The organism is Pseudomonas sp. B21-041 (genome assembly GCF_024748675.1).
In the GTDB taxonomy this organism is placed as follows: domain Bacteria; phylum Pseudomonadota; class Gammaproteobacteria; order Pseudomonadales; family Pseudomonadaceae; genus Aquipseudomonas; species Aquipseudomonas neuropathica.
The window spans coordinates 5,327,201-5,349,822 of the sequence record NZ_CP087175.1 but is presented as its reverse complement, the minus strand read 5'-3'; the positions used below and the strand labels follow the sequence as shown (position 1 = coordinate 5,349,822).

The window sequence follows — 22,622 nt, the reverse complement described above, 5'->3', positions numbered from 1 at the left end:
GCTCAGTGCGCCAGCCGCCGAGCCATCGTATGCAGCAACGGAAACAGCAGCGCCCAGAGCAGGCCGATACCGATCAGCGTCGGCAGTTCGCCATAGGGAAATTGCACCCCGGCCAGGCGCCCGCCAGCGTAATACGACAGCGCGCCGCCGACAGCGCCGAGTAAGCTCGCCAGCCACCAGGGCCGCGCGCTCCAAGCCAGGCAATGGCGCAAGGTGGTCGCCAACAACGCCCAGAGCAACATCAGCCACAACGGAATTAGCGGCGACTGATCCTGAAACGCGAACACCCCGGCACCGCGCAACACACTGTCGACAGCGGTGCCGACAATCACCACGCTGAGGATCAAACGCCCCTCAGCCGCCCAACTGCTGACCCAGCACAGATGGATCACCAGCACCGCCAGCGCGACCAGCAACCACAGGCTGTTGCCGCCGAGCACGCAAGTCAGCCAGCCGATCTGGAACAGTACGGCATTGGCGACACGCTCAAGCATCGAAGCGTCCGAGCAGCGGCGCAGTCATTGCGGCGGGTTTGGCCAGTAGCAACTGCGCGGTGCCGATGGTGCGTTCGAGGAAACCGCCCTCGCAGTAACACAGGTAAAACTCCCACAGCCGCAGGAAATAATCGTCATAGCCCAGTTCGCTCAAGCGGCCATGGGCGCGGCGGAAGTTCTCGTGCCACAGGCGCAGGGTGCGGGCGTAGTGCAGGCCGAAATCTTCCATGTGCAGCAGGTTCATGTCGGTGTCGCGGCCGACCACTTCGAGCATTTTCTGCACGCAGGGCAGGGCGCCGCCGGGGAAGATGTAGCGCTGGATGAAATCGACGCCGCGCTTGGCCTGTTCGTAACGCTGCTCGCGGATGGTGATCGCCTGGATCAACATCAGGCCGTTGCTCTTGAGCAACTGCGCGCACTGTTTGAAGTAGGTCGGCAGGAAGCGGTGGCCGACGGCTTCGATCATCTCGATCGACACCAGTTTGTCGTATTCGCCGGTCAGGTCGCGGTAGTCCTTGAGCAACAGCGTGACGCGATCCTGCAAACCCAGTTGTTCGATGCGTTGCGCGGTAAACGCGTACTGCTCTTTCGACAGGGTCGTGGTGGTCACGCGGCAGCCATAATGTTGCGCGGCATACAGCGCCATGCTGCCCCAGCCGGTGCCGATCTCCAGCAAATGGTCGCTGGGTTGCAGCGCGAGCTTCTGACAGATCCGCTCCAGTTTGTTCAGTTGTGCCTGTTCGAGGCTGTCTTCCGGGGTCAGGAACTGCGCCGCCGAATACATCATGGTCGGGTCGAGAAACTGCTCGAACAGATCGTTGCCAAGGTCGTAGTGCGCGGCGATGTTCTTCTGCGAACCCTTGCGCGTGTTGCGGTTGAGCCAGTGCAGACCTTGCACCAACGGCCGGCTGAGACGGGCCAGACCGCCCTCCATGGCATCGAGCACGTCGAGGTTGCTGACGAACACGCGGACCACGGCCGTCAGATCCGGCGAACTCCAGTAGCCGTGGATAAAGGCCTCGCCGGCGCCAATCGAACCGTTCCCGGCAACCATGCCCCAGACGGCCGGATCGAGCACATGGATTTCCCCGAGCAAAGCACTGCCCGGGGTACCGAACATCAGGCGTTCGCCGTCCTCGACCACCAACAGTTGCCCGTTTTTCAACTGAGCCAATTGGCGCAGCACGCCACGGCGCAGCAGCGACCCGGTCAAACCGTTGGTGCTGAGCCGACTGACCGACAGACTAGAGGATTTCATGGCGGTGCTCCTTGGGAGGCACAGTGGCTGTTTGAAAACTGCCGTCGGCAGTCTGATGAGCAAAAATCGGTGCGCGTTTGAGCAGCAGTCGCAGCGCTTGCCAGTAAATGGCCAGGGCGGTTTTCGCGGTCATCCACGGAAAGCGCCGCAGGTAACGATGCAGGCTGCGCCGGTCGAGGCTTTCGCGTTGCAGATTGAGCGTCGCGTCGAACAGTTTGTGCTCGCCCTGCCAGTCAGCCATGTGCACGCCGAGTTTTTGCGCGGCGGGGCTGAAGCTCATGCGGTATTCGAGATCGCGCGGCAGAAACGGCGAAACGTGAAAGGCTTTGGCCACGGCAAAGTGCTGATGGAAATCCTGCAGATTGACCGGCGGGCGCGCCGGCAACACATAGTGATAGCGCTCGCCCCACGGCGTGTTGGTGACTTCACAGACGATCGCCGCCAGTTGCCCGTCCGCCTCATGGCAGTAAAAGAAACTCACCGGGTTGAACGACAGCCCCCAACTGCGCGCCTGGGTCAGCAGGCAGATCGAGCCTTGCGGTTCGTGGCCGATGGCGATGCCGACCTGCTGGCGTACGGCATCGATCAGGCGTATGCCACGGCCGGTAAAGGTCTTCAGGTAGTCAGTCTCGCGAAATGAAAACGGCGCAAAGCGACTGCGTCCGGCCAGCGGCGACAGTGCAAGCACGGCGTCCTGTTCGCTGAGATCGAGGTAGAGCAAGCCGATCCGGTAACGGAATTCATGGCGGCGCGGCGAAAAACGCCGATGGCCGATCCAGCCGCTATACAGGGCGCTGTTCATAAGCTTTCCCCGAACGCGGCGGCCACGCGCAAGGCGCTGACGACACCGTCCTCATGGAAACCGTTGGCCCAATAGGCGCCGCAATAATGTGTGTGTTGCGCGCCATCCAGCTCGCCCCAGCGCTGCTGCGCGGCCACGGCCGCGAGGCTGAACTGCGGGTGGGCGTAGGTGTAGCGGGCAAGCACTTTGTCGGGGCTGATGCCGGCACTCTGATTGAGGCTGACGCAGAACGTGGTGTCGCTCTGAATGCCCTGCAGAATGTTCATGTCGTAGGTGACGGCGGCGTGAGTATGGCCAGCGCCGCTGAGTCGATAGTTCCAGCTGGCCCAGGCAAGTTTGCGCGTTGGCAGCAAACGCGTGTCGGTGTGCAGCACTACTTCGTTGTCGGCGTAGGGCAGGGCACCGAGGATCGCGCGTTCGGCTTCGCTGGGCACCGCCAGCAGTTTCAGCGCCTGGTCACTGTGACAGGCGAACACCACCCGATCAAAATGCTCGAGGCCTGCCGGGCTGTGGATAACTACGCCATGCACATCGCGATCGACCCGGGTGACCGGACAATTGAGCCGAATCCTGTCCTTGAACGCGGCCGTCAGTGGCGCGATGTAAGCACTCGAGCCGCCTTCGATGACTTGCCATTGCGGCCGATCACTGACTGACAACAGCCCGTGATTCTTGAAGAACCGCACAAAAAACTGCAGGGGGAAGTTGAGCATTTCCGCCATCGGCATCGACCAGATCGCCGAACCCATCGGCACGATGTAATGCAGGATGAAACGTTCGCCGTAGCCGCCGGCCTTGAGGTATTCGTCGAGGGTGGTGTCGGCGGCAATGCGCAGTTCGACGAGGTCACGCTGGGCTTCTTTATTGAAGCGCAGGATGTCGCGCAACATGCCCCAGAACCCCGGCGACAACAGATTGCTGCGCTGGGCGAAGAGGCTGTTGAGGTTGTTGCCGTTGTATTCCAGGCCGGTGTCCGGGTCGGTTACCGAAAAACTCATTTCGGTCGGTTTGAACGCCACGCCAAGCTGGCCGAGGAGGCGGATAAAGTTCGGGTAGGTCCAGTCATTGAACACGATGAAGCCGGTGTCCACGGCGTAGGGCTGCCCTGCGACGGTGACGTCTACCGTGTGCGTGTGGCCACCGACCCAGTCGCCCGCCTCGAACACCGTCACTTCATGGCGGCGATTGAGCAGGTAAGCGCAGGTAAGCCCGGCGATGCCGCTGCCGACGATGGCAATTTTCATGTCGGATCCGTCAGCGGAGGCGACTTGCGCACCATGCGCTTGCCGATGGCCAGTTGCACGCGTGCCGGCAGCTTCGACAGCGGCCACAGCGCGGCCATGAACAGCGCCGGGAAGGCGATTTCCAATGGCCGATCTTTGAGCTTGGCGAAGATGTGCCGCGCGGCTTTATCCACAGGCCAGCTCAACGGCATGGGGAAATCGTTTTTCGCGGTCAGCGGTGTTTCCACAAAACCGGGGCTGACCACGGTGACTTCAATGCCTTCGTCGGCCAGATCGATGCGCAGCGATTCGAACAGGTAACGCAATCCGGCCTTCGAGGCGCCGTAGGCTTCGGCCCGTGGCAGCGGCAGGTAGGTGACCGAACTGGCCACGCCGATCAGATGCGGCGCGGTGCCTTTGCGCAGCAGCGGCAGCGCGGCCTCGATGCAGTAGCTGCTGGCGAGCAGGTTGGTGCGCACCACATGCTCGATGATCGAGGCGTCGAACTGCTTGGCATCGACGTACTCGCAGGTGCCGGCGTTGAGAATCACCGAATCCAGCGAACCCCAATCCGTGGCGATCTGCTCGCCGATTTCGCGAACCGTCTGGCTGTTGGTCAGGTCCCCCGGCACCACCAGAACTTGCCCCGGATAGCGTTGCGACAAGACCTTGAGCGGGGCGATCTGACGGGAACTGACCGCCAGGTGCGCACCGGTTTTCAGGATCTCTTCAGCCAGCGCCGCGCCGATGCCACTGCTGGCCCCGGTCAACCAATAGCGCCGTGGAGGTGTACGACTCATCCCATTCTCCTTTTCAGCCAGGCGATGACCCGGCCCAATACTGGCAAGTGTTCATACAGCAGCGCCCCGGCATCGAAATAATCCCGATGGCGATAAACCTTGTCGTGCCAAAGCAGGTGCGAGCAGCCGCTGACACGAATCACACGGCCACCCGCCAGGCGCGGATGGCGATAACTCATGACCCAACGCAGGTAGCCTTCGCAGTCGCCGATCTGGTCGAAACCATGAAAATCGAAGCGCAGTTCGCTGACGTTGGCGTACAGCTCGCCGAAGTAGTCGCGCAATTGCGCCAACCCTTGCACCTCGTGCAGTGGGTCGGTGAAGTCAATGTCATCGCTGTACAGCTCGCCGAGGTTTTGCAGGTTGTCTTTGTTCAACGCTGAAAATTGCCGGGCGAAGCGGCGCAGGAATTCACTCATCATCGCCTCCGGAAGACGTACGCGAAGGCAGGTTCTTGAAGGCGGCCAATGCGCGCTGGCGCGAAGTGCTGAGGTTGACGATCGGCGACGGGTAGTCCGCCACGCCGAACAAACCACCGACGTCGGCCGGGTTGTGCACTTCTTTCTTGTTGAGAGCCGCCAGTTCCGGTAGCCAGTGCTTGATGAACAGGCCTTCGCTGTCGAACTTTTCCGACTGGCTCAACGGATTGAAGATGCGGAAGTACGGAGCCGAATCGGTGCCCGTCGACGAGCTCCATTGCCAGCCGCCGTTGTTCGCCGCCAAGTCGCCATCAATCAGGTGACGCATGAAAAAACGCTCGCCTTCGCGCCAGTCGATCAGCAGGTTTTTGGTCAGGAACATCGCCACGATCATGCGCAGGCGATTGTGCATCCAGCCGGTTTCGAGCAATTGGCGCATGGCCGCGTCGATAATCGGCAGACCGGTGCGCGCCTCTTGCCACGCGGCGAGATCGTCCGGTGCATCACGCCAGGCCAGCGCTTCGGTTTCCGGGCGAAACGCGCGGTGCCGCGAGACCCGTGGATAGCCGACCAGAATATGCTTGTAGAATTCGCGCCACAGCAGCTCGTTGATCCAGGTAACCGCACCGACCTTGCCGCTCTCGAACTCGCCCTGATTGCTTTGCAGGGCGGCGTGCAGGCATTGGCGCGGCGAAATCACCCCGGCAGCGAGGTATGCCGAGAGCTGACTGGTGCCGGGCTTGGCCGGGAAGTCGCGTTCGCTTTGGTAGTAGTCGATCTGCGCGTCGGTGAAGGTGTCGAGACGGCGCCGGGCTTCCTGTTCGCCAGCCGGCCACAGATCGCGCAGGGTTTGGCTCGGTGTGGCGAAGCCTTTGACGGAGTCGGGAATCAGGTCGCTGTCGATGGCAAGTTTTGCCTGTTTGCCTGGTGCCTTGACCAACGCAGGCATCGAGCGGTGCAAGCGTTCATAACAGACTTTGCGGAACTGGCTGAACACCTTGAAGTAACTCTCGGTCTTGGTCAGCACGCTGCCGGGTTTGAACAGCAACTGATCAAGGTAGCTGTGAAACGTGATGCCCTCAGCCTTCAGCATGTCCGCCACCGCTGCATCGCGACGGCTTTCATGGACGCCATATTCTTCGTTGACGTGGACGGCTTCAATCTTCAGTTGCCGACAGAGCTTGAGCAGTTCCGCTGGGGCTTGATCCCAATGCGCGGCAGTACGGATCAGCAACGGAATATTCAACGCGGCGAGGCTTTTGCTCAGCTCATCGAGGTTGCGCAACCAGAAGTCGACCTTGCACGGCGCATCGTCATGTTCCAGCCACTGCTGCGGACTCAACAGGTACACGGCGACCGTCGGGCCGCGCGCTGCGGCGGCCGCGAGGGCGGTGTTGTCATGTTGGCGCAAGTCGCTGCGCAGCCAGATCAATTGCATGTCGGCACTCACGGCGTCCATTAAATCAGCCCGCGCTGAACGAGTTCCTGGTGCGCAAGAAGCGCGTCTTCCGCCAGGAACACATCAGCCATCTCGGAGGTTTTTACGGACAACTCGGCGTGGTGGATGCATACCGTTGGTCCGACCAGCATTTTTGGGCAACTGACTCCGTTCAGCAGCTTGGGCAACTGCGCAAGGTTCATGGCTTTGCTGGAATACAGCAGTACGCCACGGGCCTGCAGGTGTTCGACCGCCAGCGCCAGTTCGGTGGCCGGCAGCGGCCAGTCAAACACTTGCACCGGACAATCGGCGCTGCTGATCAGCCACGCGCACAGCCACAGATGAGGTTCCAGTGGCAGGTCGGAGTGATTGATCAACAACAGCGGGGCGCCATGTAGCTGACGATTGTTATGGTAGATGCGTGTGCCGAATTTGCTGCGTAGCCACGAATAAAAGAACACCCGCTCCATCTGCGCGCCGAACTGGCCTTGCCAGCGCTGCTCCAGTTCCGCCAGCAGCGGCATCAGCAATTGCTCGCACAGCGTGCGTGGCGGGTAGAGCGCCATGGCCTGATTGACGCTGTCGTCGAGGCTGCGTTCATTGAGCTGCGTGACGGCCGCCAGCAATGTCTGGCGCAAATGCTGCCAGTCGTTTTCCACCGATTCGCTGAACGCCTGTGGTGCGTCGAGCAGCGGCTTGACCTGACTGACGGCAACACCACGATTAAGCCAGGTGAGGATGGTCAGGATTTGCTGCACATGTTCGGCCGAATATAGTCGGTGGCCCTTTGGCGTGCGTTGTGGCACGACCAACCCGTAGCGGCGCTCCCACGCGCGCAGGGTGATCGCGTTGACGCCGGTCTGCCGCGCGACTTCGCGAATCGGTAGCCAGCCCTCGTCGAGGGCTTTCTTAAAATCCGCGCCAAGGTCTTCCTGGGCGCTGGTATCCATTTTGTCGTTCATTAGATTGCGTTTCGCAGGCTGAGGTTTTCCGGGTGCGGTTGCAGGTAAACCTGTTGCGCGATGTAGGAATCCGGATGGAGGCGAAAGTGATGCTTGAGCAACGTCAACGGCACCACCAGCGGCACGATGCCCTGGCGGTATTGGCCGATGACGTGTTGCATTTCCTGTTTGTCTTCGGCGCTGATCGCCTGCTTCAGATAACCGCTGATGTGCAGCAGGACATTGCTGTGAGTGCCGCGCGTGGCACATTTCTTCAGGGCGGCCATCAGTTCGCTGAAATAGCGCGGGCCGAGTTCGGCGGGATCGGTGTCGGCCATATTGCCCAACAACTTGCCCAGCGTTTTGTATTGCAGTGGGTTGTGCGCCATCAGCAAGTATTTGTAGCGCGAATGGAATTCGGTGAGGGCGCGACGGCTCAGGCCATTGGCGAGGACCTGTTGCCATTCGCTGTAGGCGAACACACGGGTGATGAAGTTCTCACGCAGTACCGGATCGTTGAGGCGCCCGGCTTCTTCCACGGGCAGATCCGGGTGCTGTGCGCAGAACGCCTGGGCGTAAATCCCGCGCCCGCCGCCGTTCACCGGGGCGCCGTTGGCGTGGTAGACCTTGACCCGTTCGAGGCCGCAGGACGGCGACTGCTGCATGAAGATGTAGCCGCAGATGTCATTCAGCTCGGCGGCCATTTTTGTGCCGTACTCGGCCAATGGCTGAGTGACGTTGATCGACGGGTTTACCGTGCCGACCGCTTGCGGATGCTCGGCCTCGCCGACAAGGCGGATCGGCTCGCGCGGGATGCCCATACCGATCGCGACTTCCGGACACACTGGGACGAAATCGAAATGTTCGGTGAGGGTGCGGCTGCACAGGCGGGATTCCTTGTGTCCACCGTTGTAGCGCACCTCGGCGCCCAGCAGGCAGGCGCTGATGGCGATTTTGGGTTTGGCTGCGCAAGAGTCAGACATGGGCACCTCGAATCCATACCTGTACAGAGGTTGATCTCTGTACAACTTTGCTCAGCATAGATTCATGGGTGTACAAGTCAAATGGTTTGTATAACTTTTTCGGTTGAGCGCGGTTCATTGTGGGAGCGAGCTTGCTCGCGAATACGGATTAACATTCAACAAATTCATTGATTGACACACCGTTTTCGCGAGCAAGCTCGCTCCCACAGGGGACGGTATTTACTTCCAGCCCTGCAGCCATTCAGCGTTGTTTTGTAGTGTCTGCCAATCGAGTCGCTCCGCACGCTGGGTCAACACCGCCTGCAACTCAACTTCCAGCACCGTGCCTTCCTCGTCGCGAAACAACTCTGTCACCAGAAAGTGTTTTTCACGGTTCTGCGGGTGGGCTGCTGTCCATTTCGACAGCAGCAATTTACGCGGATTGATGCGGTTCATTGCAGGTGTTCGTGCAAGCGTCGCGCAGCTTCCTGGCCACTGAGCCAAGCGCCTTCGACGCGCCCGGACAGGCACCAGTCGCCGCAAGCATACAAACCCAGATCGGCATCGGCCAGGGTCCCCCATTCGTGGCCCGTCGCCGGACGTGCGTAGAGCCAGCGGTGGGCGAGGCTGAAGGTTGGCGCGGGCATGGCGCTGTGCAGCAATTCGGCAAAAGCACCGTGCAGTTGCTCGATCACAGCTTCCTTGGACAGATCGATGTGCTGCCGGCTCCACGCGCTGCTCGCATGCAGCACCCAAGTGTCGAGGCTGTTGTCACGTCCGGGCTTGCTGCGGTTGCGTGCCAGCCAGTCGAGCGGACTGTCCTGCACGAAGCAGCCTTCAATGGGCGTATCCAGCGGTGTGTCGAAGGCGAGGGCGACAGCCCAGGTCGGGTCCATTTTCACCCCGGCGGCGGCCCCGGCAAGTTTCGGGGCTGCGGCCAGCAAGGCTGTCGCTTGAGGGGCCGGCGTGGCGATCACCACGTGGCTGAACGGGCCATGGGTGAAGCCTTCGGCGTCCTGCAGATGCCAGTGTTCTTCACCGCGAAAGACCTCGGTGATGCGGCAGGCAAAGTGCACTTCCAAGCCATCGAGCAGTCCACGAGTGATGGCGCTCATGCGTGGCGTCCCGACCCAGCGCGTCTGCTCGTCCGGCGACAGATTCAGTTGCCCGCCCTGATACGTGTAGAGCTGCGGTGTCCACTCGGCGACCCAGCCCAGGCTTTGCCAGCGCTGCACTTCGGTGACGAAGCGCCGATCACGCGCGGTGAAATATTGCGCGCCCATGTCCAGTGAACCGGCGTCGCTGCGTTTGCTCGACATGCGCCCGCCGCTGCCGCGACTTTTATCGAACAATTGCACGGTATGCCCGGTCTCTGTCAGAGCCTGGGCGGCGGAAAGTCCGGCGATGCCGGTGCCGATGATTGCGATAGGTACAGTCATAGGGGCCTCGTTTACCTTTCTGTACAGACTACGCCGTGGATGAAACCTGTACAATTTTGTTTTTTGGTATAACTTCTAGCGTTCTCGATCTGACAGCTTGGCCTATGGTTAAACAATAGAGCCTGCCCGATAGAAAAGATCCCTGCTTTTAAAAATAGACTAGTGATCCGGGTTAAACGCCACGCGAGGAAGATGTCATGCACATATTGCTGACCGGCGGTACTGGTTTGATCGGACGTGCGCTCTGCCGATACTGGTTGGAGCAGGGGCATCGCTTGACGGTGTGGAGCCGCAAACCGGAGAAAGTCGCGAAAATCTGTGGTGCGCAGGTGCGGGGTATTGCGCGTCTGGAAGACCTTGGCGAAGAGCCTGTGGACGCGATCATCAATCTGGCCGGGGCGCCGATTGCCGATCGGCCGTGGACCCATCGACGCAAAGCGTTGCTGTGGAGCAGCCGTATCACGCTCACGGAAACCCTGTTGACCTGGCTCGACACGCGCGCGCAGAAACCAGCGTTGCTGATCTCCGGATCAGCCATTGGCTGGTATGGCGATGGCGGTGAGCGCGAATTGACTGAAGATTCGCCGCCGGTGATCGACGACTTCGCCAGTCAGTTGTGTATTGCCTGGGAGGAAACCGCACAGCGTGCCGAGACACAAGGCATTCGCGTGGTGCTGGTGCGAACGGGTCTGGTGCTGTCGGCCGAGGGCGGCTTTTTGTCGCGCTTGCTGTTGCCGTTCAAACTCGGGCTCGGCGGGCCTTTGGGCAATGGCCGGCAGTGGATGCCGTGGATTCATATCAACGATCAAATCGCCCTGATTGATTTTCTTCTGCATCGTGATCAGGCCAGTGGTCCTTATAATGCGTGCGCGCCGAAACCTGTGCGCAATCGCGAATTTGCCAAGACACTGGGCAGCGTGTTGCACCGCCCGGCGTTCATGCCGATGCCGACCCTGGCGCTGAAGGTCGGCCTCGGTGAGATGTCATTGCTGTTGCTCGGCGGCCAGAAGGCTATGCCGGCACGCTTGCTGGAAGCGGGTTTCACTTTCCAGTTCACGGATTTACGCGCGGCCCTGGACGATCTTTCCAGCCGCCTCTGAAATAGGACGTTGCATGACCGATCACGCCTTGCTTCTGGTCAACCTGGGTTCCCCGGCCTCAACCTCAGTGGCCGATGTGCGCCGCTACCTCAATCAATTCCTGATGGACCCGTACGTGATCGACCTGCCGTGGCCGGTGCGGCGTTTGCTGGTGTCGCTGATCCTGATCAAGCGCCCGGAGCAGTCGGCCCACGCCTATGCGTCGATCTGGTGGGACGAAGGTTCACCGCTGGTGGTGCTCAGCCGGCGCCTGCAAGAGCAGATGAAGGCGCAATGGAAGCAGGGGCCAGTGGAGCTGGCGATGCGTTATGGTGAGCCGTCGATTGAAACCTGCCTGCTGAAACTGGTGGCGGCGGGGCACAAGCGCATCACGCTGGCACCGCTGTATCCACAGTTCGCCGACAGCACCACGACCACAGTGATCGAAGAAGCCAAGCGGGTGATCCGCGAAAAGAAACTCGACGTGCAACTGTCGGTACTGCAGCCGTTCTACGATCAGCCGGAATACCTGGATGCGCTGGTCGAAAGCGCCCGGCCGCATCTGCAGCAGGATTACGATCACTTGCTGCTGAGCTTCCACGGTCTGCCTGAGCGGCACCTGACCAAACTCGATCCGACCGGCAATCATTGCTTCAAGAATGAAGACTGCTGCAAGAACGCCTCGCCTGCGGTATTGGCGACCTGTTATCGCGCGCAATGCCTGCGTACTGCGGCGTTGTTCGCTGAGCGCATGGGCCTGCCGGATGGCAAATGGTCGGTATCGTTTCAGTCGCGTCTGGGCCGGGCCAAGTGGATCGAACCCTACACCGAGGCACGGCTGGATGAGCTGGCGAAAAGCGGCGTGAAGAAAATACTGGTGATGTGCCCGGCGTTTGTCGCCGATTGCATCGAGACGCTGGAAGAGATTGGTGATCGCGGCAAGGAACAGTTCCGCGAAGCGGGGGGCGAAGAGTTGGTGCTGGTGCCGTGCCTGAATGACGACCGGCAATGGGCTAAGGCGTTGGCAACCCTCTGCGAAAGAGCGCCGCTGGCCCTGTGATGATCGTTCCCACGCTCCGCGTGGGAATGCAGCCCGTGACGCTCCGCGTCACTGGACGCAGAGCGTCCCTAGAGGCATTCCCACGCAGAGCGTGGGAACGATCAGATCTAAAGGCTTAGATCAGCGGCTCATCCGCCTTCTTGTTCTTCCAGCCATCATTGCCCGGCAGAATCAGGTTCAGCGCAATCGCCACCACCGCGCACAACGCGATGCCTTTGAGGCCGAAGTCGTCTGGACCGGTGCCGGTGCCGACCAGCACACCGCCAATGCCGAACACCAGCGTCACCGACACGATCACCAGATTGCGCGCCTCGCCCAGATCGATCTTGTGACGGATCAGGGTGTTCATCCCCACCGCCGCGATCGAGCCGAACAGCAAGCACAGAATCCCGCCCATCACCGGCACCGGAATGCTCTGCAGCAGCGCGCCGAACTTGCCAATGAACGCCAGGCTGATAGCGAAGATCGCCGCCCAGGTCATGATTTTCGGGTTGTAGTTCTTGGTCAGCATCACTGCGCCAGTCACTTCCGCGTAGGTGGTGTTTGGCGGGCCGCCGAACAGACCGGCGGCGGTGGTGGCAATGCCGTCACCGAGCAGGGTGCGATGCAGGCCGGGCTTCTTCAGATAGTCGCGACCGGTCACGCTACCGACGGCAATCACGCCACCGATGTGTTCAATGGCCGGAGCCAATGCCACTGGAACGATGAACAGAATCGCCTGCCAGTTGAATTCCGGCGCGGTGAAGTGCGGGATCGCAAACCATGGCGCTGCGGCAATCTTCGCGGTATCAACGACACCGAAATAGAACGCCATGGCAAAACCGACCAGCACGCCGGAAATGATCGGCACCAGGCGGAAGATGCCTTTACCGAACACCGCCACGATCAATGTGGTCAGCAATGCCGGCATCGAGATCAGCATCGCGGTCTGGTAATGGATCAGTTCAGAACCGTCGCCAGCCTTGCCCATCGCCATGTTCGCGGCAATCGGCGCCATGGCCAGGCCGATGGAAATGATCACTGGACCAATCACCACCGGTGGCAGCAAGCGGTCGATAAATCCGGTGCCTTTGATCTTCACGGCAAGACCGAGGAAGGTGTAGACGAAACCGGCCGCCATCACACCGCCCATGGTCGCGGCGAGGCCGAACTGGCCCTTGGCGAGAATGATCGGGGTGATGAAAGCGAAGCTCGACGCCAAAAACACCGGCACCTGACGCCCGGTGACGATCTGGAACAGGATCGTCCCAAGACCTGCGGTAAACAGTGCCACGTTCGGGTCCAGGCCCGTGATCAGCGGCATCAGCACCAGGGCGCCGAAAGCCACGAACAGCATCTGGGCGCCGGACAACACCGTACGCCAGAGCGGATCGTTGAACTCTTGCTGCATGGTCACGCGTCCTTCTGCTTGGTGCCGAAGATCTTGTCACCGGCGTCGCCAAGTCCTGGGATGATGTAACCGTGCTCGTTCAAGCGCTCATCGATGGACGCGGTGTAGATGGTCACGTCCGGGTGAGCCTTTTCTACAGCGGCAATACCTTCCGGCGCGGCCACCAGCACCATGGCGCGGATGTCTTTGCAGCCGGCTTTCTTCAACAGATCAATGGTCGCCACCATCGAGCTGCCGGTAGCGAGCATCGGGTCGATGATCATCGCCAACCGTTCGTCGATTTCCGGAACCAGTTTTTCCAGATAAGTGTGCGCTTGCAGGGTTTCTTCGTTGCGGGCAACGCCCACAGCGGAAACCTTGGCACCCGGGATCAGGCTCAGCACGCCTTCGAGCATGCCGATGCCGGCGCGCAGGATCGGCACGACGGTGATCTTCTTGCCGGCGATCTTCTCGACCGACACGGTGCCGCACCAGCCTGCAATATCGTAGGACTCCAGCGGCAAATCTTTTGTAGCTTCATAGGTCAACAGGGCGCCGACTTCCTGAGCGAGCTCACGGAAGTTCTTGGTGCTGATATCGGCGCGGCGCATCAGGCCGAGTTTATGACGGATCAGCGGATGGCGGATCTCGAGGATGGGCATGGAAAAACTCCGGCGGCGGGCAAAAAAACCGGCCTAGATTAATCTATCCGAGGGTGATGTCCTATAGGACATTCTGTACGTTAGTCCATAAAGGCTTGATTCGGCCTCAATGGATGCGTACCTTTGCCCGCTTTTCCGAAAACATCCCCCCCCTGGAGAGCGCCATGTCCGCTGATCTCGAGCATATCCGTCAAATCATGCGAGAGGCTGACTGCCTGTACACCGAAGCTGAAGTCGAGGCCGCCATCGCCCGCGTCGGTGCACAAATCAACGAACAACTGGCTGACAGCAATCCGGTAGTGTTCTGCGTGATGAACGGCGGGCTGATTTTCTCCGGCAAACTGCTGACGCATCTGCAGTTCCCGCTGGAAGCCTCCTACCTGCACGCGACCCGTTATCGCAACGAAACCAGCGGCGGCGACCTGTTCTGGAAAGCCAAGCCGGAAGTTTCGTTCATCGACCGCGACGTGCTGATCATCGACGACATCCTCGATGAAGGTCACACCCTCGGCGCGATCATCGACTTTTGCAAACACGCCGGTGCGCGCAAAGTGCACACCGCCGTTCTGATCGACAAGGATCACGACCGCAAGGCGCGTCCAGACCTGAAAGCCGATTTCGTCGGCCTGCCGTGCATCGACCGCTACATCTTCGGTTACGGCATGGACTACAAAGGCTACTGGCGCAACGCCAACGGGATCTTTGCCGTTAAAGGCATGTAAGAACCCAGCACTACCCCCTGTAGGAGTGAGCCTGCTCGCGATAGCGTCGTATCAGCCAACATCAACGTTGCTGACAGACCGCTATCGCGAGCAGGCTCACTCCTACATTTGTTTGCACGATACCCATGCTAGAGTGCTCGGCCCCGCCTTCCGGAGCCTGTCATGCGCCTCTTGATCCGCAGCCTCGCCGCGTTTTCCTTGATCTTCTGCCTGCCTCTTTCCGCCGCGCCGATGCACAGTCAATTCCTGCCGCCGGACGATCTGACCGTGCGCGATGCCGAGCCCGAGCAGCAGCAATTGCTGCAGGTCACTGATTATTCTGTGGTCGTCGGCGCGCAACGCCAGTCCAATCAACAACCGATTCCGGTCACGTCTCCATTGATGATTCGCCTCAAGGGCAAATCCCTCAACAAAGGCGCGACCATTACTCAGGTGTTGGTCAATTTCGACGGTGAAAGCAAAAGCCTGAAAAAGCCGGTTTATGACGACAAGAGCAAAACCCTCACACTGTTTTATCCACAGGCCCAATACCGCGTGATCATCGATCTGCTGCGCAACGACACTATGTATGTGCAGTTCCTCAGTTACGCCAATGGCCATATCTGGGCCGATTTGCACACCGGGGCGGTGCGATCGCGTTGAGCCGGGCGGCCGGGCAGGGGTAAACTGCCCGCCCCGTGTAATGTCTGCGAGCTGGAGTCGGCAATGCGTAAAGATAAAAAACAAGTGATTGGTGACGAGATCGGCGATGAGCAGATCAAGCTGTTCCTCGATTTTGAGCCGGTCGACGCCACTTCGCCGTCGCTGCACAAACTGATCAAGGCTTACCGTGGCCTGCGCATTGATGATTTCGAGCGGTTTCTGACGTTCTTCGTTGCCGCCGGTTATGACGTGGATGGCAAGGACGAGCACGGTCAGACGTTCGTTGCTCAGATCAAGGATCAGCGCAACGCGGCCGAGTACATCGGGCTGATCGACAAGGCCCGCAGCTAAGATCAAAAGATCGCAGCCTGCGGCAACTCCTACAGAGAGTTTGTGTTTACCCTGTAGGAGCTGCCGAAGGCTCGGGCCGCGATCGGACGATCTTTTGCTTTTCAAGGCCATAAAAAAACGCCCCGCACTCACTGAGTACGGGGCGTTTTTTTATGCGGCAAGATCAAGCGTAGCTTGGGGTTTCGCTGCTTTCTTCAACCAGTTCCAGCGCGATGTTGTTCTGCGTGTTGATCTTGCGATACAGCGCAGCATCAGTTTCCAGGACCTTTTCACGGGCCGGGAAGATCTCCGCCAGTTTGCCAGCCCACTCACCCTTGGCCTTGGCCGGGAAGCACTTCTCGATCAGTTCCAGCATGATCGAAACGGTCACCGACGCGCCTGGCGAAGCGCCGAGCAGGGCGGCGAGGGAGCCGTCCTTGGCCGACACCAGTTCGGTACCGAACTGCAGGATGCCTCCCTTTTTCGGGTCTTTCTTGATGATCTGTACCCGTTGGCCGGCCACTTCCAGGCGCCAGTCTTCGGCTTTCGCCTCAGGGTAGAAGCGGCGCAGGGAATCCAGACGCTGCTCCATCGATTGCATCACTTCGCTGACCAGGTACTTGGTCAGGTCCATGTTGTTTTTCGCCACGGCCAGCATCGGCCCGATGTTGCCGGCGCGAACCGACAGCGGCAGGTCCATGAAGGAGCCGTGCTTGAGGAACTTGGTGGTGAAACCGGCGTATGGCCCGAACAGCAGGGATTTCTTGCCGTCGACCACGCGGGTGTCCAGGTGCGGCACCGACATCGGTGGCGAACCCACCGCGGCCTGGCTGTACACCTTGGCCTGGTGATGCTTGACCACTTCCGGGTTGTCGCAACGCAGCCACTGGCCGCTGATCGGGAAGCCGCCGAAGCCTTTGCTTTCTTCGATGCCCGAGGCCTGCAGCAATGGCAGCGCCGCGCCGCCCGCACCGAGGAAAACGAACTTGGCGTCGACTTCACGGCTGCTGCCGCTGTTGACGTCCTTGATGCTGACGGTCCAGCCAGCGCCGTTACGCTTGAGGCCGGTAACGCGCTTGCAGTATTTGACTTGAGTGTCGGGAGCGCTGGTCAGGTGCTTGAGCAACTGATTGGTCAGGGCGCCGAAGTTGACGTCGGTACCGTTCATCACGCGAGTGGCAGCGAGGACTTCGTCCGGCGAGCGGCCCGGCATCATCAGCGGCATCCACTCGGCCATCTTGGCCTTGTCCTCGGTGTACTCCATGTCGGAGAAGGCGTGATGCTTGTGCAGGACGTCGAAACGTTCCTTGAGGAAGGAAACGCCTTTGTCGCCCTGAACGAAACTCAGGTGCGGCACCGGGCTGATAAAGGATTTGCACGAGCCGAACGTGCCTTTCTTGGTCAGGTACGACCAGAACTGCTTCGACACCTCAAACTGGGTGTTGATGTGCACGGCTTTCTTGATGTCGACGGTGCCATCGGCGGCTTGCGGCGTGTAGTTCAGCTCGCAAAGGCCAGCGTGACCGGTGCCGGCGTTGTTCCATGGGTTGGAACTCTCGGCAGCACCGGAATCCATCAGCTCGACGACTTCCAGCTTGATCGCGGGGTCGAGCTCTTTGAGCAGCACGGCCAGGGTGGCACTCATGATACCCGCCCCAACCAGAACTACGTCGACTGCTTCGTTATGCGCCATTTAACGCGTCTCCAAAATCTGCAGCACCAAATTGTCGGCATGGCTGCCAGGCGTTCCGGGACAGGTCAGTGATGTCCAGGCTATCCATGGTCAGGTTCGCCATGTCCGAATCTTCGCAATTTTTCGCAACTTCGACGGATGTATGCGGCTTGGCTTTCAAGAGCTCCATGAACTCATTTCAGCACGCAGCTGGCAATTCGACTTATGGTCGAGACATCCGTTTTTGTGCAACCAAATCCGTAGCGGACAGGCTTCAGGCTCCGATATTCGAGGTATACCCGGTCCTGTGTCGTTGGGCTGTTTCAGACGCTAATGGTGCATGTTCAGACGCAAAACTTTTCATTTGCTCGCCACACTCTTGTGAAGTTGTGAAAACCCGTTTTTTTCACGCTCTTTTGAAGACGTGAACCTCAAAAAAGGGCTGTCCAGGCCTGGCACCTTGCCCGCAAAGGCAAAACAACGCGGTGGCCGAGCGTCATGACAGCTCTGCAGATTCGCGAAAAGCGGGGTTTTTGCCGGAAGAACAGGCAAGCGCGCCAACTTCACTCGATCTGTGTGGGCGGCTCTCTGTGGGCGATTTTGGGTGTCGATGCATGCGCATTGACGCTGTTGCGGGGCCCGATCAGGAGACGTCCTTATAATCGGGGGGAGATTGTATCGAAGAAATGCGGGCAGTTGCTCGTGTTTAATGACTTTTATTAGGCATCCGGTCAGATGCTCAACATCGCTTGCACCCGTGCACGGGGCTGCGACGCTATGACGCGGGCGCTGGCGGGCAGTGGCTGGTGCAACCAGTTGAGGCGGATTTCTTCGATTTCCACCCAACCGTCGCCCATCGGCTGCAGGCTGCACTGCTTGAATGCCTGGCAATGGCCATTGCGGTCGAGCAGGGCGAAGCTGCGGTGCAACGGGCGTGGCGCGAACAACGAGATCAGATAACGCATGATTGAGTACCTTGTGGGGGACTGATTGCAAGGTTGCCAAGGCGCCGTGACGTGAACGTGTATGCCGGGTGAATAATCTGTGACAGGAACCGCTTTCCCACGGGTTTGTCAGACATTTCAGTATTCGCTGCCGGGCGCTGGTTACCCGCAGTGGCCCACCGCTATACTGCCGGCCTGTTTGTGCCTGATTCTGGAGAGAAGAGCATGTTGCAACGCCTGTTGTTCGGTTTGATCACTGTGGCCGGTTTGACCCTGGCCGGCTGCGCCCACAGCCCGCAACAACTGAGCCCGGAGCCGAAGCTGACCACCCAGCTGCCAGCGGTCGGCCGTGGCCAGCCAGTCGTCGTGCGTGTGGTTGACGGTCGTCCGTCGCCAACCTTGGGCACCCGTGGCGGCCTGTACCCGGAAACCAGCGCCATCACCGTGCAGCGCGAGCAGATCCTGCCGAAGCTGCAGGCTCAGGCTGAAGCCGCCGTGCGTTTGCTCGGCTTCACCCCGACCAACAACGCACCCAACGCTCCGCAGTTGACCGTGACCCTGGCCGAGCTGAAGTATCAGTCACCGAAAGAAGGTATGTACGTGACCGAAGCGACCATTGGCGCAACCTTCCGCTCCGATGTGCAGAACGCCAACCGCCGTTATAGCGGCCGTTACGGTGCCTCGCTGGACCAGCGTTTCGGGATGGCGCCAAACCAGGAAACCAACACCAAACTGGTCAGCGATGTCTTGAGCGATGCGCTGACGCGTCTGTTCAAGGACCCGACGGTGGGTCAGGTTCTGGCTGAGTAAGTTTTCGGCGGATGTGAAAAAGCCCGGGGCCAGTGATGGTTTCGGGCTTTTTTGTGGGTGTCAGGTTTGGGATTTGTGTCGTATGGGAGATCGATCCCCCTCACCCCAGCCCTCTCCCCCAAGGGGGCGAGGGGGAAAGGGAGCCGATCTGTGTTGTGCCTGGGATCTGCATTCATCTCGGAGTTTCAGGTCGATTTGCGTTGTTCTTGAGATCTACATTCACCTCGGACTTTCAGGTCGATGTACCTCGACAAAACACCTCGGTCAGTCCCCTCTCCCTCCGGGAGAGGGCTAGGGTGAGGGTGCTTTTGCTTTTAGGCAGCCTGGGAATAAAAGTCGAGCACGCTAACACCCGTCAACAAATCCGTCTCCGGCAAATCCGCATGCTGATGCCCGCCCAGCGCGCAATACACCAGCCAATGGCGATCCTGGACATTGAAGGCGAGGCTGCCGACAAGGCTTTGTTGCTCGTCGTAAGGGCTAATGAGGTACAGACGATCCTGGTTTTCAGCGTGAAGCATGTCGCGTTCCATGTGCGTTTCGAGGCGCGCATCTTGGTGTATCCACATGACGATGCCGTGACACAGGACAGCCATCGGTCGATTGTCAGGTTATTTGTCGCAAAGACTGGGGGTGAACCGGCAGGTTTGGTTAGAATCCGCGCCGCAGTCGTCGATCTGGCGTCTGCCACACCGGTTCAGATAGAGGTCTGTGATGTCGCTGCACTTGATGACGCTGTTTACCGCCCATCCCGCCAAGTTGATCAACTTGCTCGCGTTGTTGTTGGCGTTTCCGGGGAGTTGGCTGCTGCACGCCACTCGTCGCCGTGAACAACGTGCGATGGCCAGCATTGCCGCTCAGCGCCAGGCGCAACCGAATGCCGAACCAATCCTTGATTGGGCGACCTTGCGCATGAACCGGTTTTTCTATCGTTTTGGTTTTGCTTGCCTCGGGCTGGCCCTGATCGTCTCCTGGATCAGCACGCGCTATTAAAAGCAAAAGATCGCCGCCTTCGGCAGCTCCTACACGAATCCCCTGTAGGAGCTGCCGCAGGCGGCGATCTTTTGATCTTGCCGTTGCTTTACAACGGCAACCCAGCCTTGACCCGGTATTGATTACGCACCGGCGTCGCATATTGCAGCACCAGATACGGACGATGCTCCTCAGGGCACGCATCCAAGCGTTCCTGCCACTCTTGCTGCGCCTTGGCCAGCTCATCCGCCGGGAACACCTCGGCAGCTTTCGGCACATTCAACTGCGGATCGGCATCGGCCCACTGGGCGTACGCCAGGTAGTGCACCGGGAACAACCGGTAGCCACCGAGAATTTGTTTGTCCATCTCGATCGCCAATTGCTTGGTGTCTTCGAACAGCTCGGTAATCGGCGCGGCAAAGTTCACGTGCACCCGGCCCTTGTAGCCAGTGATGCCTTTGGCGATGCTCACGTCATCTTCGCCCGGCGCTTTCGCGTAAGTGCCGGTGGTGGCGCGGATGTACAACTCGCGAGCCTTGGCCTGGTCGCACGGGTCATATTCGTAGCTGATCGACACCGGGGTAACGTTCAGCGAGCGGATGACTTCGCCGAACGGCTCGTCCTTGCGGCTCATGTGGAACATCTTGAGGATCGCCGACTCGGTGCGGTCGTCGCCGTCCTTCGCCCGGCCTTCAGCCTGAGCGATCCAGATCGACGCGCAATCGTTGCGGATCGAGTGGTTGATGTACGCCGACAGCAACTGATAAGCAGCCATTTTCTCGCGACGGCCGGTGATCGAACGGTGGACGATGAAGCTCTTGTTCAGACGCATCAGATCGCTGACAAACGGCTTCTGCAGCAGGTTGTCGCCGATCGCGATGCGCGGCGTCGGCAGGCCGGCGTGGTACACGGCGTAGTTGACGAAGGCCGGGTCCATGACGATATCGCGGTGGTTGGCGATGAACAGATAGGCGCTGCCGGACTTGAATTGCTCGACACCGGTGTAGGTCACGCCATCGGTGGCGCGCTCGATGGTGTGGTCGACGTAGGACTCGACCTTGTCCTGCAACGTCGCCACCGAAGTTACGTCGGCGAACTCACGACGTAGCCGATGGGCTATAAGTGGTTTGAGCATCCAGCCGAAGGCACCGGCAAAACGCGGGAAGCGGAAGTGGGTGAGGATATCTAGAAACGCCTTGTCGCCGAGCAGTCTTGCCAGTACCACAGGTACTTCGCTGTCGTCGTAAGGTCGGATGGCATCGAATTCGCCCATCATGCTCTCTTGTTGGAAACGGCTAGGGTAAGTAAAGGTTTTGATCGAAAACCCGCGGGGCACGGTCTGAAAAAGTAGCCAGACAAAAATAGCCCTGCAAATAGACCGGCGATTATACGCACAAGTCACTTGGGAGACCGCGATGCTGGAAACCGCTGAATACGAATGTCCTTATTGTGGGGAGCTTGTTGAGACGTCGGTGGACTTGTCCGCCGGCGATCAGACCTATATCGAGGACTGTCAGGTGTGTTGTCGGCCAATAACGTTCGTATTGCAGGTCCATGGAGAGGACTGGTTTCTGGAAGTTTTCAGTGAGAACGAATAAGGGGCGCCCATGCAGCGAATCTACGAGCCGGAAAATCTGATGGAAGGTGAAATGCTCAAGGGCATGCTCGCCAGCGAAGGCATCGAGGCGCATTTGATTGGCCGCGATTTGCTCGGTGGAACGGGCGAGCTGCCGATCTTCGGTCTGTTGGGCTTATCTGTGGATAACGATCAGGCCGAATACGCCCGTGAGCTGATCACCGCGTACAATGCCGCGCTGCCGCTGCCCGGCGATGAACCGGAGAGCTTCCCCGGGACGCTGGTCTGTTAGGCTGAGCTTCGTATTACTTCAGAGTCGTGTTGCCCCATGTGTGGACGTTATGCCCTGTTTCGCTGGAACCGCGACTTCGCGGCCCTGCCTGGTTTTCCCGCCGATCAGCAGGCGCAGTGGAACATTTCCCCCAATGATTCGGTGCTGATGCTGCGTGCCAGTGAAGATGGCCAGCGCAGCCTGGCCCGCGCCCGTTGGGGATTAACGCCGCCGTGGCTGACCGATCTGTCGAAAACCCCGGCACATGCCCGGGCGGAAACCGTGGCTGAGCAGCCGATGTTTCGTGAGGCGCTGCGCCAGCGTCGTTGCCTGCTACCGGCGAATGGTTTTTACGAATGGCGCGGGACCCAGCGCAAGCGGCCGTTCTGGCTGACGCCGGGGGAGGGTTCTTCGCTGTTTTTCGCGGCGATCTGGGAGGCTTATCCGGTGCAGGAACAGGTGTGGTTGAGTACGGCGGTGATTACTCAGCCGGCGTCGAGTCAGCGCCGGCCGTTGATTCTCGATGAGGCGGGGCAGGCGGCGTGGCTCGATCCCGAGACGCCGTTGCATGTGTTGCAGGGGTTGCTGGCCAGTGAACCCGCGGCGCTGCGTGAGCGGGTGTTGGCGAATCTGATCAATGATCCGAAGCTCAACGGGCCGGAGTGTTTGACCCCGGGCTAAAGCCTGCAGATCAAAAGCCCCTCACCCTAGCCCTCTCCCAGAGGGAGAGGGGACTG

General features: G+C 59.8%; 27 protein-coding genes. 10 read left to right on the top strand and 17 right to left on the bottom strand.

Annotation, left to right across the window (positions count from 1 at the left end):
* Positions 1 to 2: 2 nt before the first annotated feature.
* The 11 genes from LOY43_RS23740 to LOY43_RS23690 form a co-directional block, all read right to left on the bottom strand.
* Entirely contained in the window at positions 3 to 494 is a 492-nt protein-coding gene (locus tag LOY43_RS23740) for a DUF2878 domain-containing protein (protein ID WP_095050611.1), read from the bottom strand.
* Positions 487 to 1,752, bottom strand: a complete 1,266-nt coding sequence (locus tag LOY43_RS23735) for a cyclopropane-fatty-acyl-phospholipid synthase family protein (RefSeq protein WP_093441411.1) — start codon at positions 1,750 to 1,752, stop codon at positions 487 to 489. Before LOY43_RS23735 ends, LOY43_RS23740 begins: the two co-directional genes overlap by 8 nt.
* Entirely contained in the window at positions 1,739 to 2,554 is an 816-nt protein-coding gene (locus LOY43_RS23730) for a DUF1365 domain-containing protein (RefSeq protein ID WP_095125790.1), read from the bottom strand. The genes LOY43_RS23735 and LOY43_RS23730 overlap by 14 nt, the downstream gene beginning before the upstream one ends.
* Positions 2,551 to 3,798 carry an NAD(P)/FAD-dependent oxidoreductase gene (locus LOY43_RS23725; RefSeq protein WP_095050613.1) on the bottom strand — a complete coding sequence of 416 codons (1,248 nt, stop codon included), beginning with the start codon at positions 3,796 to 3,798 and terminating at the stop codon, positions 2,551 to 2,553. The genes LOY43_RS23730 and LOY43_RS23725 overlap by 4 nt, the downstream gene beginning before the upstream one ends.
* Entirely contained in the window at positions 3,795 to 4,577 is a 783-nt protein-coding gene (locus LOY43_RS23720; protein WP_093441397.1) for an SDR family oxidoreductase, read from the bottom strand. Before LOY43_RS23720 ends, LOY43_RS23725 begins: the two co-directional genes overlap by 4 nt.
* Positions 4,574 to 4,996, bottom strand: coding sequence for a nuclear transport factor 2 family protein (locus LOY43_RS23715; protein WP_258708813.1), 423 nt, complete (start codon positions 4,994 to 4,996; stop codon positions 4,574 to 4,576). The genes LOY43_RS23720 and LOY43_RS23715 overlap by 4 nt, the downstream gene beginning before the upstream one ends.
* Complete coding sequence (gene phrB, locus LOY43_RS23710; RefSeq protein WP_177409287.1) at positions 4,989 to 6,434, bottom strand: deoxyribodipyrimidine photo-lyase; 1,446 nt, start codon at positions 6,432 to 6,434, stop codon at positions 4,989 to 4,991. The genes LOY43_RS23715 and phrB overlap by 8 nt, the downstream gene beginning before the upstream one ends.
* A 20-nt stretch (positions 6,435 to 6,454) precedes the next feature.
* Positions 6,455 to 7,396, bottom strand: a complete 942-nt coding sequence (locus tag LOY43_RS23705) for a MerR family transcriptional regulator (protein ID WP_095050616.1) — start codon at positions 7,394 to 7,396, stop codon at positions 6,455 to 6,457.
* Positions 7,396 to 8,358: a DUF523 and DUF1722 domain-containing protein gene (locus LOY43_RS23700; protein WP_095050617.1), complete on the bottom strand. Its 963-nt coding sequence runs from the start codon at positions 8,356 to 8,358 to the stop codon at positions 7,396 to 7,398. Before LOY43_RS23700 ends, LOY43_RS23705 begins: the two co-directional genes overlap by 1 nt.
* A 219-nt stretch (positions 8,359 to 8,577) precedes the next feature.
* The gene (locus tag LOY43_RS23695) at positions 8,578 to 8,793 is read right to left on the bottom strand and encodes a TIGR02450 family Trp-rich protein (RefSeq protein WP_093441373.1); all 216 of its coding nucleotides are present in this window, start codon (positions 8,791 to 8,793) and stop codon (positions 8,578 to 8,580) included.
* The gene (locus LOY43_RS23690) at positions 8,790 to 9,776 is read right to left on the bottom strand and encodes an NAD(P)/FAD-dependent oxidoreductase (RefSeq protein WP_095050619.1); all 987 of its coding nucleotides are present in this window, start codon (positions 9,774 to 9,776) and stop codon (positions 8,790 to 8,792) included. Before LOY43_RS23690 ends, LOY43_RS23695 begins: the two co-directional genes overlap by 4 nt.
* Before the next feature lie 197 nt (positions 9,777 to 9,973).
* Between LOY43_RS23690 and LOY43_RS23685 the strand changes: the two genes are divergently transcribed.
* Both LOY43_RS23685 and hemH read left to right on the top strand, forming a co-directional pair.
* Positions 9,974 to 10,876, top strand: a complete 903-nt coding sequence (locus LOY43_RS23685; protein ID WP_095125784.1) for a TIGR01777 family oxidoreductase — start codon at positions 9,974 to 9,976, stop codon at positions 10,874 to 10,876.
* Positions 10,877 to 10,889: 13 nt separating this feature from the next.
* Complete coding sequence (gene hemH, locus LOY43_RS23680) at positions 10,890 to 11,915, top strand: ferrochelatase (RefSeq protein WP_095050621.1); 1,026 nt, start codon at positions 10,890 to 10,892, stop codon at positions 11,913 to 11,915.
* 115 nt (positions 11,916 to 12,030) lie between these two features.
* Here hemH and LOY43_RS23675 read toward each other — a convergent pair whose 3' ends face one another.
* Together LOY43_RS23675 and upp are read right to left on the bottom strand one after the other, a co-directional pair.
* Positions 12,031 to 13,305, bottom strand: coding sequence for a uracil-xanthine permease family protein (locus tag LOY43_RS23675; RefSeq protein WP_077574503.1), 1,275 nt, complete (start codon positions 13,303 to 13,305; stop codon positions 12,031 to 12,033).
* Between the two features lie 2 nt (positions 13,306 to 13,307).
* Complete coding sequence (upp, locus tag LOY43_RS23670) at positions 13,308 to 13,946, bottom strand: uracil phosphoribosyltransferase (protein ID WP_007912842.1); 639 nt, start codon at positions 13,944 to 13,946, stop codon at positions 13,308 to 13,310.
* 164 nt (positions 13,947 to 14,110) lie between these two features.
* Here upp and LOY43_RS23665 point away from each other — a divergent pair, with 164 nt between their 5' ends.
* The 3 genes from LOY43_RS23665 (at position 14,111) to LOY43_RS23655 (ending at position 15,661) form a co-directional block, all read left to right on the top strand.
* On the top strand, positions 14,111 to 14,668 hold the full coding sequence (locus tag LOY43_RS23665) for a hypoxanthine-guanine phosphoribosyltransferase (protein WP_008086142.1): 558 nt from the start codon (positions 14,111 to 14,113) through the stop codon (positions 14,666 to 14,668).
* Between the two features lie 162 nt (positions 14,669 to 14,830).
* On the top strand, positions 14,831 to 15,310 hold the full coding sequence (locus LOY43_RS23660) for a hypothetical protein (protein ID WP_095125783.1): 480 nt from the start codon (positions 14,831 to 14,833) through the stop codon (positions 15,308 to 15,310).
* A 63-nt stretch (positions 15,311 to 15,373) separates the two neighbouring features.
* The gene (locus tag LOY43_RS23655; protein WP_095050623.1) at positions 15,374 to 15,661 is read left to right on the top strand and encodes a PA4642 family protein; all 288 of its coding nucleotides are present in this window, start codon (positions 15,374 to 15,376) and stop codon (positions 15,659 to 15,661) included.
* A 163-nt stretch (positions 15,662 to 15,824) separates the two neighbouring features.
* Here LOY43_RS23655 and mqo read toward each other — a convergent pair whose 3' ends face one another.
* Both mqo and LOY43_RS23645 read right to left on the bottom strand, forming a co-directional pair.
* Positions 15,825 to 17,333: a malate dehydrogenase (quinone) gene (gene mqo, locus LOY43_RS23650; protein WP_095050624.1), complete on the bottom strand. Its 1,509-nt coding sequence runs from the start codon at positions 17,331 to 17,333 to the stop codon at positions 15,825 to 15,827.
* A gap of 710 nt (positions 17,334 to 18,043) precedes the next feature.
* Positions 18,044 to 18,277 (bottom strand): hypothetical protein, encoded by a 234-nt coding sequence (locus tag LOY43_RS23645; RefSeq protein WP_007912834.1) that lies wholly within the window; start codon positions 18,275 to 18,277, stop codon positions 18,044 to 18,046.
* A 204-nt stretch (positions 18,278 to 18,481) separates the two neighbouring features.
* Here LOY43_RS23645 and LOY43_RS23640 point away from each other — a divergent pair, with 204 nt between their 5' ends.
* Positions 18,482 to 19,066, top strand: a complete 585-nt coding sequence (locus LOY43_RS23640; RefSeq protein ID WP_007912832.1) for a YajG family lipoprotein — start codon at positions 18,482 to 18,484, stop codon at positions 19,064 to 19,066.
* Between the two features lie 314 nt (positions 19,067 to 19,380).
* Here the strand turns inward: LOY43_RS23640 and LOY43_RS23635 are convergent, their stop codons facing one another.
* On the bottom strand, positions 19,381 to 19,587 hold the full coding sequence (locus tag LOY43_RS23635) for a hypothetical protein (protein WP_095050666.1): 207 nt from the start codon (positions 19,585 to 19,587) through the stop codon (positions 19,381 to 19,383).
* 193 nt (positions 19,588 to 19,780) lie between these two features.
* Between LOY43_RS23635 and LOY43_RS23630 the strand changes: the two genes are divergently transcribed.
* Entirely contained in the window at positions 19,781 to 20,059 is a 279-nt protein-coding gene (locus LOY43_RS23630; protein WP_093441332.1) for a hypothetical protein, read from the top strand.
* A gap of 88 nt (positions 20,060 to 20,147) precedes the next feature.
* On the opposite strand, the gene LOY43_RS23625 is transcribed toward LOY43_RS23630, so the two are convergent.
* A complete protein-coding gene (locus tag LOY43_RS23625; protein ID WP_176471301.1) occupies positions 20,148 to 21,311 on the bottom strand; it encodes a 1-acyl-sn-glycerol-3-phosphate acyltransferase in 1,164 nt (387 codons plus the stop codon).
* 142 nt (positions 21,312 to 21,453) lie between these two features.
* Between LOY43_RS23625 and LOY43_RS23620 the strand changes: the two genes are divergently transcribed.
* Genes LOY43_RS23620 through LOY43_RS23610 form a run of 3 tightly spaced genes read left to right on the top strand, consistent with a single transcriptional unit; the run spans position 21,454 to position 22,566 of the window.
* Positions 21,454 to 21,636, top strand: a complete 183-nt coding sequence (locus tag LOY43_RS23620; RefSeq protein ID WP_095050626.1) for a CPXCG motif-containing cysteine-rich protein — start codon at positions 21,454 to 21,456, stop codon at positions 21,634 to 21,636.
* A 9-nt stretch (positions 21,637 to 21,645) separates the two neighbouring features.
* Entirely contained in the window at positions 21,646 to 21,906 is a 261-nt protein-coding gene (locus tag LOY43_RS23615) for a putative signal transducing protein (RefSeq protein ID WP_007912819.1), read from the top strand.
* Positions 21,907 to 21,942: 36 nt separating this feature from the next.
* Entirely contained in the window at positions 21,943 to 22,566 is a 624-nt protein-coding gene (locus tag LOY43_RS23610) for an SOS response-associated peptidase (RefSeq protein WP_095050627.1), read from the top strand.
* Positions 22,567 to 22,622: the final 56 nt, after the last annotated feature.

Excerpts from the sequence above, each read along its gene's own strand:
- LOY43_RS23740 (WP_095050611.1), bottom strand. The coding sequence starts at position 494 with ATGCTTGAGCGTGTCGCCAATGCCGTACTGTTCCAGATCGGCTGGCTG.
- LOY43_RS23735 (WP_093441411.1), bottom strand. The coding sequence starts at position 1,752 with ATGAAATCCTCTAGTCTGTCGGTCAGTCGGCTCAGCACCAACGGTTTG.
- LOY43_RS23730 (WP_095125790.1), bottom strand. The coding sequence starts at position 2,554 with ATGAACAGCGCCCTGTATAGCGGCTGGATCGGCCATCGGCGTTTTTCG.
- LOY43_RS23725 (WP_095050613.1), bottom strand. The coding sequence starts at position 3,798 with ATGAAAATTGCCATCGTCGGCAGCGGCATCGCCGGGCTTACCTGCGCT.
- LOY43_RS23720 (WP_093441397.1), bottom strand. The coding sequence starts at position 4,577 with ATGAGTCGTACACCTCCACGGCGCTATTGGTTGACCGGGGCCAGCAGT.
- LOY43_RS23715 (WP_258708813.1), bottom strand. The coding sequence starts at position 4,996 with ATGAGTGAATTCCTGCGCCGCTTCGCCCGGCAATTTTCAGCGTTGAAC.
- phrB (WP_177409287.1), bottom strand. The coding sequence starts at position 6,434 with ATGCAATTGATCTGGCTGCGCAGCGACTTGCGCCAACATGACAACACC.
- LOY43_RS23705 (WP_095050616.1), bottom strand. The coding sequence starts at position 7,396 with ATGAACGACAAAATGGATACCAGCGCCCAGGAAGACCTTGGCGCGGAT.
- LOY43_RS23700 (WP_095050617.1), bottom strand. The coding sequence starts at position 8,358 with ATGTCTGACTCTTGCGCAGCCAAACCCAAAATCGCCATCAGCGCCTGC.
- LOY43_RS23695 (WP_093441373.1), bottom strand. The coding sequence starts at position 8,793 with ATGAACCGCATCAATCCGCGTAAATTGCTGCTGTCGAAATGGACAGCA.
- LOY43_RS23690 (WP_095050619.1), bottom strand. The coding sequence starts at position 9,776 with ATGACTGTACCTATCGCAATCATCGGCACCGGCATCGCCGGACTTTCC.
- LOY43_RS23685 (WP_095125784.1), top strand. The coding sequence starts at position 9,974 with ATGCACATATTGCTGACCGGCGGTACTGGTTTGATCGGACGTGCGCTC.
- hemH (WP_095050621.1), top strand. The coding sequence starts at position 10,890 with ATGACCGATCACGCCTTGCTTCTGGTCAACCTGGGTTCCCCGGCCTCA.
- LOY43_RS23675 (WP_077574503.1), bottom strand. The coding sequence starts at position 13,305 with ATGCAGCAAGAGTTCAACGATCCGCTCTGGCGTACGGTGTTGTCCGGC.
- upp (WP_007912842.1), bottom strand. The coding sequence starts at position 13,946 with ATGCCCATCCTCGAGATCCGCCATCCGCTGATCCGTCATAAACTCGGC.
- LOY43_RS23665 (WP_008086142.1), top strand. The coding sequence starts at position 14,111 with ATGTCCGCTGATCTCGAGCATATCCGTCAAATCATGCGAGAGGCTGAC.
- LOY43_RS23660 (WP_095125783.1), top strand. The coding sequence starts at position 14,831 with ATGCGCCTCTTGATCCGCAGCCTCGCCGCGTTTTCCTTGATCTTCTGC.
- LOY43_RS23655 (WP_095050623.1), top strand. The coding sequence starts at position 15,374 with ATGCGTAAAGATAAAAAACAAGTGATTGGTGACGAGATCGGCGATGAG.
- mqo (WP_095050624.1), bottom strand. The coding sequence starts at position 17,333 with ATGGCGCATAACGAAGCAGTCGACGTAGTTCTGGTTGGGGCGGGTATC.
- LOY43_RS23645 (WP_007912834.1), bottom strand. The coding sequence starts at position 18,277 with ATGCGTTATCTGATCTCGTTGTTCGCGCCACGCCCGTTGCACCGCAGC.
- LOY43_RS23640 (WP_007912832.1), top strand. The coding sequence starts at position 18,482 with ATGTTGCAACGCCTGTTGTTCGGTTTGATCACTGTGGCCGGTTTGACC.
- LOY43_RS23635 (WP_095050666.1), bottom strand. The coding sequence starts at position 19,587 with ATGCTTCACGCTGAAAACCAGGATCGTCTGTACCTCATTAGCCCTTAC.
- LOY43_RS23630 (WP_093441332.1), top strand. The coding sequence starts at position 19,781 with ATGTCGCTGCACTTGATGACGCTGTTTACCGCCCATCCCGCCAAGTTG.
- LOY43_RS23625 (WP_176471301.1), bottom strand. The coding sequence starts at position 21,311 with ATGGGCGAATTCGATGCCATCCGACCTTACGACGACAGCGAAGTACCT.
- LOY43_RS23620 (WP_095050626.1), top strand. The coding sequence starts at position 21,454 with ATGCTGGAAACCGCTGAATACGAATGTCCTTATTGTGGGGAGCTTGTT.
- LOY43_RS23615 (WP_007912819.1), top strand. The coding sequence starts at position 21,646 with ATGCAGCGAATCTACGAGCCGGAAAATCTGATGGAAGGTGAAATGCTC.
- LOY43_RS23610 (WP_095050627.1), top strand. The coding sequence starts at position 21,943 with ATGTGTGGACGTTATGCCCTGTTTCGCTGGAACCGCGACTTCGCGGCC.